This is a genomic window from Paenibacillus sp. sgz302114, assembly GCF_056120345.1.
Genome location: NZ_JBVYOI010000006.1, coordinates 86,230 through 99,637 on the forward strand (window position 1 = coordinate 86,230; position 13,408 = coordinate 99,637).

General features: G+C 52.2%; 11 protein-coding genes and 1 riboswitch. Of the genes, 2 read left to right on the plus strand and 9 right to left on the minus strand.

The features are described 5' to 3' along the window. Nucleotides 1-4: 4 nt before the first annotated feature. Both AC0LWF_RS16915 and AC0LWF_RS16920 read right to left on the minus strand, forming a co-directional pair. The gene (locus tag AC0LWF_RS16915) at nt 5-919 is read right to left on the minus strand and encodes a DMT family transporter (RefSeq protein ID WP_474652716.1); all 915 of its coding nucleotides are present in this window, start codon (nt 917-919) and stop codon (nt 5-7) included. 48 nt (nt 920-967) lie between these two features. Continuing rightward, the gene (locus AC0LWF_RS16920; protein ID WP_474652717.1) at nt 968-1,279 is read right to left on the minus strand and encodes an MGMT family protein; all 312 of its coding nucleotides are present in this window, start codon (nt 1,277-1,279) and stop codon (nt 968-970) included. A 123-nt stretch (nt 1,280-1,402) separates the two neighbouring features. On the opposite strand from AC0LWF_RS16920, the gene AC0LWF_RS16925 reads away from it, so the two are divergent. Beyond that, nucleotides 1,403-2,635 carry an aminopeptidase gene (locus AC0LWF_RS16925; RefSeq protein ID WP_474652718.1) on the plus strand — a complete coding sequence of 411 codons (1,233 nt, stop codon included), beginning with the start codon at nt 1,403-1,405 and terminating at the stop codon, nt 2,633-2,635. 310 nt (nt 2,636-2,945) lie between these two features. Here the strand turns inward: AC0LWF_RS16925 and AC0LWF_RS16930 are convergent, their stop codons facing one another. Next, a complete protein-coding gene (locus AC0LWF_RS16930) occupies nt 2,946-3,890 on the minus strand; it encodes a DMT family transporter (RefSeq protein ID WP_474652719.1) in 945 nt (314 codons plus the stop codon). 112 nt (nt 3,891-4,002) lie between these two features. Between AC0LWF_RS16930 and AC0LWF_RS16935 the strand changes: the two genes are divergently transcribed. Next, a complete protein-coding gene (locus AC0LWF_RS16935; protein WP_474652720.1) occupies nt 4,003-5,466 on the plus strand; it encodes an aminotransferase-like domain-containing protein in 1,464 nt (487 codons plus the stop codon). A 343-nt stretch (nt 5,467-5,809) separates the two neighbouring features. Here AC0LWF_RS16935 and AC0LWF_RS16940 read toward each other — a convergent pair whose 3' ends face one another. The 6 genes from AC0LWF_RS16940 to AC0LWF_RS16965 form a co-directional block, all read right to left on the minus strand. Beyond that, the gene (locus tag AC0LWF_RS16940; RefSeq protein ID WP_474652721.1) at nt 5,810-6,541 is read right to left on the minus strand and encodes an amino acid ABC transporter ATP-binding protein; all 732 of its coding nucleotides are present in this window, start codon (nt 6,539-6,541) and stop codon (nt 5,810-5,812) included. Beyond that, nucleotides 6,538-7,194 carry an amino acid ABC transporter permease gene (locus AC0LWF_RS16945; RefSeq protein WP_474652722.1) on the minus strand — a complete coding sequence of 219 codons (657 nt, stop codon included), beginning with the start codon at nt 7,192-7,194 and terminating at the stop codon, nt 6,538-6,540. The genes AC0LWF_RS16940 and AC0LWF_RS16945 overlap by 4 nt, the downstream gene beginning before the upstream one ends. Nucleotides 7,195-7,271: 77 nt before the next feature. Next, nucleotides 7,272-8,105: a basic amino acid ABC transporter substrate-binding protein gene (locus tag AC0LWF_RS16950; RefSeq protein ID WP_474652723.1), complete on the minus strand. Its 834-nt coding sequence runs from the start codon at nt 8,103-8,105 to the stop codon at nt 7,272-7,274. Nucleotides 8,106-8,271: 166 nt separating this feature from the next. Next, nucleotides 8,272-10,611: a histidine kinase gene (locus AC0LWF_RS16955; protein WP_474652724.1), complete on the minus strand. Its 2,340-nt coding sequence runs from the start codon at nt 10,609-10,611 to the stop codon at nt 8,272-8,274. A gap of 187 nt (nt 10,612-10,798) precedes the next feature. Beyond that, a riboswitch (cyclic di-AMP (ydaO/yuaA leader) is annotated at nt 10,799-11,004 on the minus strand. Between the two features lie 190 nt (nt 11,005-11,194). Next, the gene (locus tag AC0LWF_RS16960) at nt 11,195-12,454 is read right to left on the minus strand and encodes a DUF445 domain-containing protein (protein ID WP_474652725.1); all 1,260 of its coding nucleotides are present in this window, start codon (nt 12,452-12,454) and stop codon (nt 11,195-11,197) included. 134 nt (nt 12,455-12,588) lie between these two features. Next, nucleotides 12,589-12,852, minus strand: a complete 264-nt coding sequence (locus AC0LWF_RS16965; RefSeq protein WP_474652726.1) for a zinc ribbon domain-containing protein — start codon at nt 12,850-12,852, stop codon at nt 12,589-12,591. Between the last annotated feature and the right edge of the window lie 556 nt (nt 12,853-13,408).

Sequence of the window (13,408 nt, forward strand, 5' to 3'; positions counted from 1 at the left end):
ATATTTAGCTTGACCGCGCTTCCCGTGGCTTAAACACATCGCCTGATCTCGGTTTGCGGCTTGCGATAAAGACGCCTCCTAGTATGATGACGAGCCCAACGAGCATATTCCATTTGACCGGCTCGCCAAGCAGCGTAGAGCCCCAGATTAATGCGGTGCATGGCACCAAGTACGTCACCATCGACGCAAACTCGGCGCTTCCTTTCTCCACCATATAGTAGAACAGAATGTAGGCAAAGCCCGAGCCGAGCATACCGAGGCTAAGGAACATCGGGACATTATCCACCGAAGTTAGATGCTCCCATGTTATAGATTCGGTAGAAAATGCAAAAATCCCGCTTACCGCCGTACTGCTCAGCAGCGTGCCGTATGTAATTTGGTACATGGACAGTCCGCGGAGCGACAGTCGTTTGGAGAGCTGCGAGCCAACCGCGTAGGCGAACGTAGCGCTAAGCATACCAATTAGACCAAATCCATCGAAAGAGAGGAGCGTACCTGGACGAATGCCGAGCAGGATGATCACGCCAATTGTAGCTATCGCAAGGCCAGTCCACTGCATACGATTCGACTTGTTGCCGAAGAACGCAATGCCGACCACAATCGTCCATACCGGCGTCGTTGCATTCAGGATGGAAGCTAGGCTGCTCGTCAGCCGCTGCTCGCTGAAGCCGATTAACGTCCACGGCACAGCGGTATTAATAAGCGCCATGATGAACATCGCCGGCCACGGGATCGCGCGAAATCCGAAAGGCTTCTTGAACACAGTCATAATGACCACGACAACGAGAAGACCGAAGCCCGAACGCAGAAATGCGATAGACCACGGACCGAAGTCATGCAGCAGCATTTTGATAAAATAAAACGAACCGCCCCAAATGAGACTGAGTCCCAGAAGCGCGGCATAGATGAGTCTAGGCAAGCTAATCCTTCTTTCTTGAATCCTTAATCATTCGGACATTGCTAACAGTCATGCATGCCGGAATTGCTCTAAATCAATGAAGCCTGCGGGATTGACGTACACGCCCTCCTCTTCGAGCAAATAACGCTGCATGAACCGGCCTTCGTCGCTCCCTATTGCGATCTCGCCTTTGGCGTTAATCACTCGGTGCCAGGGTAGATTATGCTTCTCGCTGAGCGAGTGCAGAATGCGTACGACCTGCCTAGCGGCTCTAGGACTGCCTGCTTGTTCGGCAATTTGGCCATACGTCATAACACTGCCAGCCGGGATGCTTCGGATGACGGCAATGACTCGCTCGGTAAACGGTTGAAGCGCTGGCAAAATGGTGTCACCTCTTCTTCATATTTCGCTGAGCATCAATTATACACCTTGGCTCCCACTTTAGGGAATTGCACCGATAGTATGGTAAAATAAATCTATTCTGCCCTATAGGAGTGAAACAATTTGGCAACTTTCGAAGAAAAACTCGAGCGCTATGCCGCTCTCGCCGTACAGGTTGGCGTTAACGTACAGCCTGGTCAAACGCTTGTTATCTCCACATCGCTCACGAGCGCGCCGTTCGTGCGTCTTGTCGTGAAGAAAGCTTATGAAGCTGGAGCGAAGAACGTCCATGTAGAGTGGAACGACGATACCGTTACTCGCACGAAATACGAGCTTGCACCAGATGAAGCTTTTACAGAATATCCACTGTGGCGTGCTAAGGGCTGGGAAGACATGGCTGCTGACAATGCGGCATTCCTCAGCATCATTGCTCCTAACCCCGATCTGCTCAAAGGCATTAGGCCTGAGCGCATTGCGAACGCGAACAAGGCAGCCGGCATCGCGCTGAAAACATGGAGAAGCTACACGATGTCCGACAAAGTAAGCTGGTCGATCGTTGCTGTTCCTTCACCGGATTGGGGCGTGAAAGTATTCCCCGATGTTGCGCCCGAGAAGCGTGAAGACGCGCTGTGGGATGCCATCTTCGCAGCTACGCGCATGAACGAAGAGGACCCTGTTGCAGCATGGAAGCAGCATATCGAGGTGCTGGATACGAAAGCTTCGCATTTGAACGAGAAGAAGTTCCGCAAACTGCGCTATACAGGCCCGGGCACCGATCTTACGATTGAGCTCGCACCAGGCCATATCTGGATCAGCGCAGGCAGCGAGAACGCGAAAGGCGACATCTTCGTAGCGAATATGCCGACTGAAGAAGTGTTCACCGCTCCGCTTAAAGGCGGCGTGAACGGTACAGTCGCTAGCACGAAGCCGCTCAGCTACGGCGGCAATCTGATCAAGGACTTCTCCCTCACGTTCAAAGACGGCAAGATCATTGACGTTCAAGCGGAAGAAGGGCTTGAAGTGCTGAAGAACCTCGTCGATACGGACGAAGGCGCTGCATACTTGGGCGAGGTTGCGCTTGTGCCGCACCGTTCCCCGATTTCGGATACGAACCTCATCTTCTACAACACGCTGTTCGACGAGAATGCATCGTGCCACCTTGCAATCGGCAAAGCCTATGCTTTCTGCATCGAAGGCGGCAAAGCGATGAACGAAGAAGAGCAAATGGCGAACGGCTTGAACAACAGCCTCGTTCACGTTGACTTCATGATCGGCTCCGCTGAGCTGAACATCGACGGCGAGCGCGAAGACGGTACATACGAGCCAGTCTTCCGTGACGGCAACTGGGCGTTCTAATAACAAGGGACATACGGGCAACTTCGGTTGCTCGCATGTCCCTTTTTTATTCCACTTGATCGCGCCGAAAGCGCTAAGGAACCGTACACACCTTATTTCCTCGGAAATCGCAGATTGAATTATCTAAGGAACTCCTTCCACGCTATTGGATGGTTTTACGATTGAATCGAGCACTTTTGCATCAAATAGAGTTGCTGGGATTCCTTAGAACATAGAAACCGGCGAGAATGGGAGAATAGAGTGTCTACGATTCCTTAGCTTGGCGGTATCTTCAGTCTACTCGACGTAACACGATAGTCCGAAGCGATGTTCAATGATGCTCTAAGGCAAGCCTCTTTCTCTTGTTCTTCCCTTTTTTCTTCTCCCTGCGGTCCAGCTGCATCAAGCTTTCCCAATTAACAATGACAGTGCCCGCAATAATCGTCACGACGCCAAGTCCCATCACCCAAGTGAACGTCTCCTGATAGAACAGCACACCAACGAGAAGGGCAATCGGAGGAGATACGTACAGCCATGTAGACGGGAATATCGGGTTTGTTCGGGCGACGAGCCAGTAGAACAAGCTGTGTCCGATCATGGAGCCGACGATGGTAAGGTAGAGAAGTGAACCGATAGCCTCCCTCGTGAATGCCACATCCACATGAACATCCTCCGTAAACCCAGATAGCACGAGCAGCAGCAATCCCCCGTATATCATTTGCACCGCATTTAATGCGATTGGCGAACTGTCCCGAAGACGCTGAATGACATTTTGCGCGTAGAGTGCCCCTGAGGAATACGACAATTCCCCTACTAGAATTGCAATACAGCCAATAATCGCAAGCGAGCTCGCCGAGATGCTTGCATTCGGAAGCACGAGCATGATAACGCCAGTGAATCCGATTAGACATCCCCATACGGAACTTCGTGAGCTTCGCTGCTTCATAAAGGTAACCTGCAGCAGCAGAATCATAATCGGTCCTGTCGCTGACAATATAGCCGCAATACCTGACGGCACGTATTGTTCTGCCCAATACAGAGTCGAGAAAGTGCCGAATGTAAGCAGCGCCCCGTTCATTAGCATTTCCTTGCGCATGAGCAGCTTGAAGCTCGCTTTTCCTCTCCATACACTCCACAGGAACAGAATCAGACCCGCGATGAAGAAGCGCATTCCCGCTGAGAAGAACGGAGGCGCGGCGGCATCCATCCCTACCTTTATCGCTAGGAAGGTCGTACCGAAGATCAGGCAAACAAGCAAGTAACCGACGACAATCATATTCATCCCCCTTTTCCTAGCTAGCATATATCATCCCGAACAGAACAGTTGGATCAGAGCAGAACAGTTCTGCTTAACATTGGGCTATAATAGGAAAAAAGGAGGGGGAACGATGAAGAGAGCCACACCGCCGCGAAAAGATGGACATTTACTGTTTCAGCAAGTGTACGAGCATCTCATAGGCCGGATTGAGCGCGGTGAATGGCAGGCGCATGAGAAACTGCCCTCTATCCGATCACTCGCCCTGGATCTACAGGTCCACCGACTAACCGCGTTTCGCGCTTACCAGATGCTCAAGCAGAATGGGAAAGTATATGTGAAGGACAAGTCGGGGTACTTTGTATCTCCTATATCTCCTATATCTCCGGTATCTCCCGCATCTCCTGCTCTACCGCCCGATGCCAACCATGAACGGCCGGAATTGCCGGCTAACCAGCCCGTCCCGGCTTACGCTCATTTGCGAAACGACTTATTCCATGTTCAGCAAATTCCTGTTACTTATCAGCTTTCGCAGGCGTTAATTGATCCGAATTTGCTGCCGAACTTATTCCTGTCCGAGCATGTGAAGCAAGTGTTCGATAAATATCCGAAAGTGATGGACACCTACGGTCCTGTTCCAGGGGACGAGGAATTGCGGCAGTTTCTCTGCGATTACATGGCGAGGTCGCTCAACATCCCGCTCGCTGCAAGCGAAATCGTCATCACATCCGGAGCCCAGCAAGCCATTGATCTCCTTGCCCGTGTATTCATCAGGCCAATGGATCCCATTCTGGTTGAACGGCCGACCTACAGCGCCGCGCTGGAAATCTTCCGCAATCAAGGGGCGCGGATATTCGCCGTCGATATTGGACCGAATGGCTATGACCTCGATCAGGTGGAGACGATGCTGAGGCGGCATAAACCACGCTTCTTCTATACGAATCCTACCTTCCATAATCCGACCGGCTATACCGTTCCAGCGAGTCAGCGGAAGAAGCTTGTGGAATTGGCAGCGGAATATCGGTGCCTCATTATTGAGGACGATGCATTTTGCGAGATGTACTTTAACGAGCCGCCTCCGCGGCCGATGTTTGCTTACGATACGGATGGCTGGGTGGTCTACTTACGCAGCTTTAGCAAATATATCGCTCCAGGCTTGCGTATTTGCGCGGTCATCGGACGCAAATCTGTTATAGAGCCGTTGTTAATCGCCAAATCGCTAGCGGATAACGGAACATCGCTGCTCACTCAGAAAATATTTCTGCATTACTTTCAATCCGAGCGCATGCAGCAGCATATCGCCAAACTGCGAACCGCTCTGCAAATGCGCAGAGATGTCGTGGAACAGGAGCTGTCCGCTTCCGACTGGGAATGGGTTCAGCCAGCGGGCGGGCTGAACTTGTGGATCAAGCTTCCCCCGTCGCTGCCCGTGCAACCGCTGCTCACAGAGAGCATGCGGCAATCTGTATCTTTTGTCCCCGGCAACATCTGTGATCCTCTTGCGGAAATGCACGACTTCATCCGTATCAGCTACTGCTTCATCAACGAAGCGCAGCTTAGGGAAGGCATTCAGCGGCTCGTTCACATTCGGGTATAATCCAGATGGCTCGCATGCGCTAACGGTTGCCACACACGCTATTTGGCCTCACAAAGCTCTTTTCAAATTCTAACGGTTCTCAGCAACGCTAATTAGCGATTTCAGTAGCAAATTGTTCCGATTGGGCCAAATAAGTCCTCTACCAACCGTTAGATCTTAAAAAGGGTTATATTGGCACAAATAAGAGGCTCGTTTTAGCAAAATAACGTTACCTGAAATCGTTAGCACTCAGAAACTCGCCATTTCGCCCCTAATAGCGATCACAGAGTTCGTTAGAGCAGCAGAAATTAGCAAAGCCCCAATCCTCTCTCGGATTGGGGCTTTGTTATACTCTGTTTCACGCTTACAGAATCTTCGACAAGAACGACTTCGTGCGCTCCTGCTGCGGATGCTCGAAGATTTGCTCCGGCGGTCCTTGCTCCACGATGTTGCCCTGTTCCATAAAGATGACGCGGTCGCCAACCTCGCGGGCAAAGCCCATTTCGTGCGTGACGACAACCATCGTCATGCCTTCCTTCGCCAGCTGCTTCATAACTGCGAGCACCTCGCCTACCATCTCCGGGTCAAGCGCCGATGTCGGTTCATCGAACAACATAATCTTCGGCTCCATCGCAAGTGCGCGGGCAATCGCGACACGCTGCTGCTGGCCGCCGGAGAGCGACGGCGGATACATGCTTGCTTTTTCGGACAAGCCGACCTTCTTCAACAGCTCCAATGCTTTCTCGCGCGCCTTTGCTGCCGGCAATTTGCGGATTTGAATCGGCGCTAGCGTAATGTTATCGAGCACCGTCAAGTGAGGGAACAAATTGAACTGCTGGAACACCATGCCAACGTCAGCGCGGACGCCCGTAATACTCGTTTTCTTATCCATCAGCGACTGGCCTTCGATAATAATCTCACCGCCAGTTGGCGTTTCGAGCAAGTTGATGCAGCGCAAGAACGTCGATTTACCCGATCCGGAAGGACCGATGACGACGACAACCTCTTGGCTGTTAATAGTCACGTCGATATTTTTCAATACGACATTGCTGCCATACGCTTTCGACAAGTCTTTAATTTCGATAATCGAACTCATTGGGGACTAGCCTTCCTTTCTATCCAGTTAAGCAGCTTGCTTAAGGAATACGTAAGGATGAAATAGATGAACGCAGCCGTTAAATACGGCTCCCAGATCCGAATATATTGGCCTTTCATAACGCCGGCCCAGTACATAATTTCAGGTGCTGTAATCAGTGCAGTCAAGGACGAATCCTTCACAAGCACGATGAATTCGTTGCCGAATGCCGGAATCATCCGTCTAATCGCTTGCGGCAGGATGATAAAACGCATCGTTTGGAAGTGCGTCATCCCAAGCGAGTGAGCCGCTTCGGTCTGACCCTTATCAATCGACTGAATGCCGGCGCGGTAAATCTCTGCCGTATAGGCAGCCGCATTCAAGGTCAGCGCGGTAATCGCCGCAGCTATCGAATTCGTCTTCCCGATCAGGAGAGGCATCAGACCGAAATGCACAATGAAGATTTGCACAAGCAGCGGCGTGCCGCGGAAGAAGTTAATATACGACTGCATCGGCCAGCGGAGATACCAGCGGCGCGACATTTTGCCAAAGCCGACGAACAGACCCAAGATCGAGCCTAGCACGACGCCTGACAGTGAAATGAGGATCGTGTATAACGTCCCTCTCCAAAACAGCGGCAAATAATCCACGATAATATCAAACTTAAAATCCATCCCTGCCCGTCCTTTCAATCAATATGGAATGGTCAACCAAAAAGGCATGCGTTTTACGCATGCCTCCCGCAAATCGATTACTTCAGGTTATCTGTATTCGGCTCTTCGCCGAACCATTTCTTATAAATCTCTGCATAGGTGCCGTTATCAATGACGGCTTTGATTGCAGGATCAACCTTCGCCGGCAGGTCGCTGCCTTTCGGGAACAGAAGACCATAGTATTCAGGAGCAAAGTTCGTGTTGTCTTCAATGCTGATATACTTCTTGCTTGTGTTTGTCTGAATGTAGTATCTAACAATTGCAATGTCCGCAACGACTGCGTCCGCGCCGCCTTGATCAAGCTCCATCAGCGCTACAGCGTTGCTATCGAACTTCTTCAAATCCGTGTTGCCGTTACCCATAATCTTCGTCATGAGAATATCAGCTGTCGTACCCGTTTGAACGGCAACCTTCTTGCCCTTCAAGTCCGTTGCACTCTTGATTTCGCTGCCTTCTTTAACCATGATCACGTTGCGCGACTCGAAGTAAGGCATCGAGTAGTCATACGTTTGTTTGCGGTCGTCCGTAATGGATACGCTGGATACGCCGCCTTGGTACTCTGTACCTTGCTTAACGCTCTCAAGCATTGCATCCCAGCCTGTGTTTGCAACTTCATACTTCAGACCAGCTTGTTTCATAACCGCGTCCAGGAACTCGATGTCGAAACCTTTCAGCTCATCCTTGTCCATAAACTCCATCGGTGCATAGCTTGCATCTGTCGCAAACTTGTATGTTTTAGTATCGCCTGCGTTGCTGCTGCTGTTATTACCGCTTGCTTCACTGCCTGCGTTTTCATTATTCTTTGCACCGCAGCCTGTTACGATTACTACAGCCATTAATGTAATGATTGCTGACGCTAACCACTTCTTCATATAGATGTCCCCCTATGCTGATTACTAAACTAATGAAGATTTTATCAAGAAACACGTACTGTTTCAATTTAATTTTTTAAACAAGTGAAGTAATCTCACATTTTGCCAAGCAGCAAGCAGAATCCTTACACGCACTTGGTGAGATCATTTCCTCTTCTCGGTATTTCTATTCTTCACCAAGCGCGATATTCGGGTTAAAATCTGCCACGACGAGAACATCCATATGACGTCCTTCACGCAGCACCGTCTCCACAACAGGGCGGTGCGTCAGCTTGCTCCAGACGCTTCTTCGCGATTGACCAAGAACGATCTGGGTGCTCTTCAGCTCGTTCGCTTTAGCCAGCAGCGCATTAGGCACAGCGTTCTTGGAAGCCGCTTGCTCAACCTCGAACGTACCGCCGAGTCGTGCTGTCAGCTCCCGCAGTGCCTCGATCCGCTTATCAATTGCAGGACCTCGCTCGCCGTTCGTCTGCACGTAATGGACATGCCATGCCGCTTTCAAGCGATGTGCAATCCGGAATCCGCGGCGGATCAGCCGTTCTGCTGTTTCGCCTACAGTCACCGCAATAAAGATCGATTCTTGACGACGCCAAGGTCCGCGCATCGAGCCGCCCCGTTCCCACGATTCCAGCCGCTCATCGACGTCATCAGCAATTTCACGCAGCGCAAGCTCACGCAATGCGATTAGATTACCTGTCTTGAACAAGCCAGTCATCGCCTGCTCCACGTCATCTTTCTTATAAATAAGGCCATCTCGCATCCGCTGCTGCAGAGTAATCGGCGTAACGTCGATTAGCTCGACCTCATCGGCAAGCCGCAGGATGCTGTCCGGTACCGTCTCCGCGATTCTCGTTCCGGTAATTTGCTCCACCGCATCCTTTAAGCTTTCGAGATGCTGCACATTAAGCGTTGCGATAACGGAAATGCCCGCTTCGAGAATTTGCTGCACATCTTCATAGCGTTTCGCATTGCGGCTGCCAGGCGCATTCGTATGCGGCAGCTCGTCGATCAGCACAACTTCCGGATTGCGCGCAATAATGGCATCGACATCCATCTCTGTGATGTCTTTCTCCGCATCAATCACTCTGCGCGGTACGATCTCGAGCTTGCCTGCCTGCTGCAGCGTCTCTGCGCGGTCATGTGCCTCCATGAGGCCGATGACAACGTCAATATCTTTGCGCAACAGATCATTGCCTTCGCGCAGCATCATATACGACTTGCCCGCGCCAGGCGCTGCACCGATATACACCTTGAATGTACCGCGGCGAATGCGCTCGATCTTCTTCTCGACCTCTTGCGCGCTAAGTCTGCGGTAAGGCTCCGAATGCGAAGCCTGCTGCGACACCGAACGCTTCGCCGGTAATACGCGCTCGCCCTCGTGTTCAGCGCGGTCCGCCATAAAGAACAGGTCAATGTTGCGCACCTGTTTCAGTACGGAGCCTGCGATCGAGCCTTGCCAGAACTCCTGCGATCTCGTTTGCTTCGAATGCCCCATAACGATGCGAGTCGCGTTGATGAGCATCGCATATTTAATGAGCGCAGGCGGAACTTGCCTGCGATTGCCGACCGATATTTCGCGGAAGCCCGCGTCCAGCTTTTCTGTCAGCTTCAAGATGGAGCGCTTGAACGCATCGCGTTCCTTCGTAGGCTCTTGGCTCGAATCGGTGAAGACGACGACCTGCAAGTCACCGCCAAGCCGCTTCGCAATTTGCTGTCCACGGCGAATATAGATCGAGCCGTTCCAGTGATACTGCGCGGCGACAAGAATGCGCTCTGCTGCGCCGGACGGACCGATGAAGCCCTGCTCCTCGCGGTATTTCTCCAGCGATTCGTTAACGCCTTCTGCCATTAACCGCAGTGACAGCTCTCTCAGCTTGCCGAGGTTGCCGCGTTTCAGCAGGCCTGGGTCTTTAATATTACGTAAACGCCCTTCACTCAGGCGGTTTAATATGGTCTCCGGCGAAACGTCAATGAGCCGCACTTCGTCCGCAAGCTCAAGCGCATCGGCCGTGACGGTACATTCCGCCTCAATGCCGGTCAGCTTCTGAGCAAGCTCCGTGACGCCGTCCAGTTCGTACACATTGACAGTCGTTATGATGCTGATGCCATGGCTGAGCAGAAAAGTAATATCCTCAAGACGAGTCGGAAACTTTGCATCCGGACGATTCTTATGCGCCAGCCCGTCAACAAGCAGCACCTCCGGATTACGTTCCAGTATCGCATCAAGATTAAGATCCTTCTTCTCTTCATCGCCTTTATACCAGTGAATGCTTGGAATCCGTTCCAAATCTGCGAGCTGCTCTACCGTTTCCGGACGGCGCATCGTTGACACCGCACAGACGGCAACCTCAATTCCCTGCTGCTTCAGCGATTGGCCCTCGCGCAGCATGTGATAGGTTTTGCCAGAACCGCTAACAGCACCAATGTACACTTTCAGACGTCCGCGATGGATTTTGGAGATGGATAATAGCAATTCTTCAGGGGTTTTACGGCGGTAACCAGCCATAACAAACTTCGCCTTCCTTCCTACACCTATAAACTAACTTTCCCAAACCTTGTGAAACTAATAAATTCTATAATGCGCACAAAAAAGAAGCCTGTACGGGGGGAACTGCCTCTTAAAGAAGAGGAACGCCTCTCGCGGCTTCTAGGCACAAATTTATAATAAAAAGTGTCTATATGCACGATAATTCGTCGCCTCTCGGTTACGCTTACGAGGTTAGCTGCCGGATTCGGGCGTGAGAGTCGCCCTACTTGAAGAGCTGCAAGGCCGAAGCGGCCGGACTCCTTCAAGATTCACCCCAATGGCTGCAACCGGCGAAAAATGCTTCACCGTGCGCTTGCCATTACTAGTGGTTCCCCCGATTTCTTAAGACAAGAAATTCAGCGTTTCATTTAGCTTGCTTCATGTTACGCTCCCAACCTCTCTTTGTAAAGGAATGCCGCAGAGGGTGCACTCTCGTTTCCTGCCAAGTTAGGTGGATATAACGCTTACAACAAAGCACTGCTCCAGCATCCTCTGCCTACCTCACTATATCGCGGTTTCTCGCAATTAGCTGGCATTTGACAGAGGACTAGAGCATTTTAGATCAAAATGCGCCTACTACGAGCTCAATCGACTTCAGCGCAAGACCGATCAGAAAACCGCAAACCGCGCCATTGACGCGAATCCATTGCAAATCCTGGCCGACTTTATCTTCAATTAACTCAACAAGCTGATCGTTGTCGAGGCGGTCGAGATTCTCTTGCACGAAAGAACCGATTCTCGTGTGGTTGCGTTCAATTAGCTGCACGATCTGGCCCTTCAACCAATTCTCGGCATCTGCCACAAGCTCGCGGTTCGCTTCGAAGCGGTCCGCCAGCTGCGAGAGCAGCGGCCATACGCGTTCTGCGAACGACTCATCGTGCACGAACGCAATTCCTTTCTCACGAAGCGATTCGAACAGTCGCGTCAGCTCGCCTTCCAAGTCAAAAGCATTCAGCAGCTCATCGCGCAGCTGATCCAGCTGACCGGTCTCGGACAAACGCGTGATAATCATCTCGAGGCCGCTATGCAGATGCTGCATAATTGTGGCACGACGCTGCGTATCCGGCACCTTCAGCTCGTTAATCTTATTCAGGATGAACGACTGCAGCATCGTGCCGAGCCTGTCTTCATCCAGGTAGCCGATAAAGGCGTTGACGGCAAACTGCATAAGGCCGCCGAGATTCAGCCCTTTCACTAGCTGCATGGCGGAATTGCCCAGCTCGCGGCGCATGCCCTCCGTGCCAGCCCACGCTTCGGCGCGTTCGAGCAGCAGGTCGAGCAGCCGCTCGTCGGTGCCGTTCCGGGCGGCACGGTGCAGGAAGCCGCGCAGCAGCGCTTCAAGGTCGATGCGAGCAGCTGCGGCGCGGATCTCGCCCGAGAGCAGCGGCACGACCTTGTCTGCCGGGATGCTGCGCAGCGCGCTCTCGAGCAGCTGCGGCAGCCGCTCGCTGTACACCGCCGATTGCAGCGCATGGCGCAGCGGCGGGAGCAGCTGCTCGGCGAGATCGAGCTGGTTCAGCTTCTCGATCATGCTCTCTTTGGCGAGCAGCCGATCCTCCAGGACGCGGACGATGCCGTCCGACATCTTCTTCCGGTTGTGCGGCAGCAGCGCCGTGTGCGGGATTGGAATGCCGAGCGGGTGGCGGAACAGCGCCGTTACGGCGAACCAGTCCGCTAAGCCGCCGATGACGCCCGCTTCGAAGCCGACGTGAAGCAGCCCGAGCGCGCCGTCCTTGAACGGAATCGTCGCTGCGAAGCCAGCCGCCATGATGCCGAGCGATATATTCGCAAGTTGTTTGTTTTTTCTCGATTCGTTGGCCATAATCGTTAAGGCTCCTTCTATGAATGCTATTTACACCATACCACTACATGTGATTCAGTTCAAAATAACAGCTAATCAAGCGAAAAGAGAGACAGGCCGTGCGAGCCTGTCCCTTCCTTGTGCCGCAGTATGCATCAATTGCTCTTCCAACGCTCCAGCTTCGGAATTCCGCGGGTGAAGAAGCCTGTCAGAAACTTCGGAAAGCCCATGCTGACCATCTTCCCCTTGACGAACTCCTGCATTTGCACTGCCGTCATGTCAGGCATCGTGAACCGGCCGTCCACGTAGCAATGGATGCAATACTTGGGGCTCTTGGCACCGCTTGCTTCTGTCCCATTCTTATCGCCCTTCGCGATCGGCATGCCGCAGCTCTGGCAGTTTTTGTAGCTTACGCTCACTGCTCACGCACGCCCCTTCTGGATAATGATGGGTTAATTATATGCAATAATGCGGAGCATGTACATGGGAGCTCCACCAACTTACCGACCTACGACCGCTGCCGCACTCTGAAAGAGGATATTTCCTCTCTTAGCACGCGATAACCACGTTTCAGGCTCCCTAGAGCGGCTTTTTCCTCTCTCCGCCGGCTAAACGGCCACCGCGTTCGCTTTTGCACTCTGAGAGAGGCTATTTCCTCTCTCAACATGCGGTTACCACTTTTCAGGCTTCCGAGAGCGACTTTTTCCTCTCTCAAACTGCCAGCACCTGTGCTTCCCGAGAGAACCTATATGATCTCTCGGCGGCTGTATCAGCGCTTTTTCGCACTGAGAGCACATATACGCTCTCTCAGCTTCGCCAAGCTGCCGATTTCGGCTGTTTCCTTATCTGAGAGTGCTGAATTTGAACTCTCAGAGCTTCAATCCGCCGATTTTCATACTGAGTGTACGTATTACACTCTCTCAGCTTCGCCAAGCTGCTGATTTCGGCTGTTTCCCTACTGAGAGTGCTGAATTT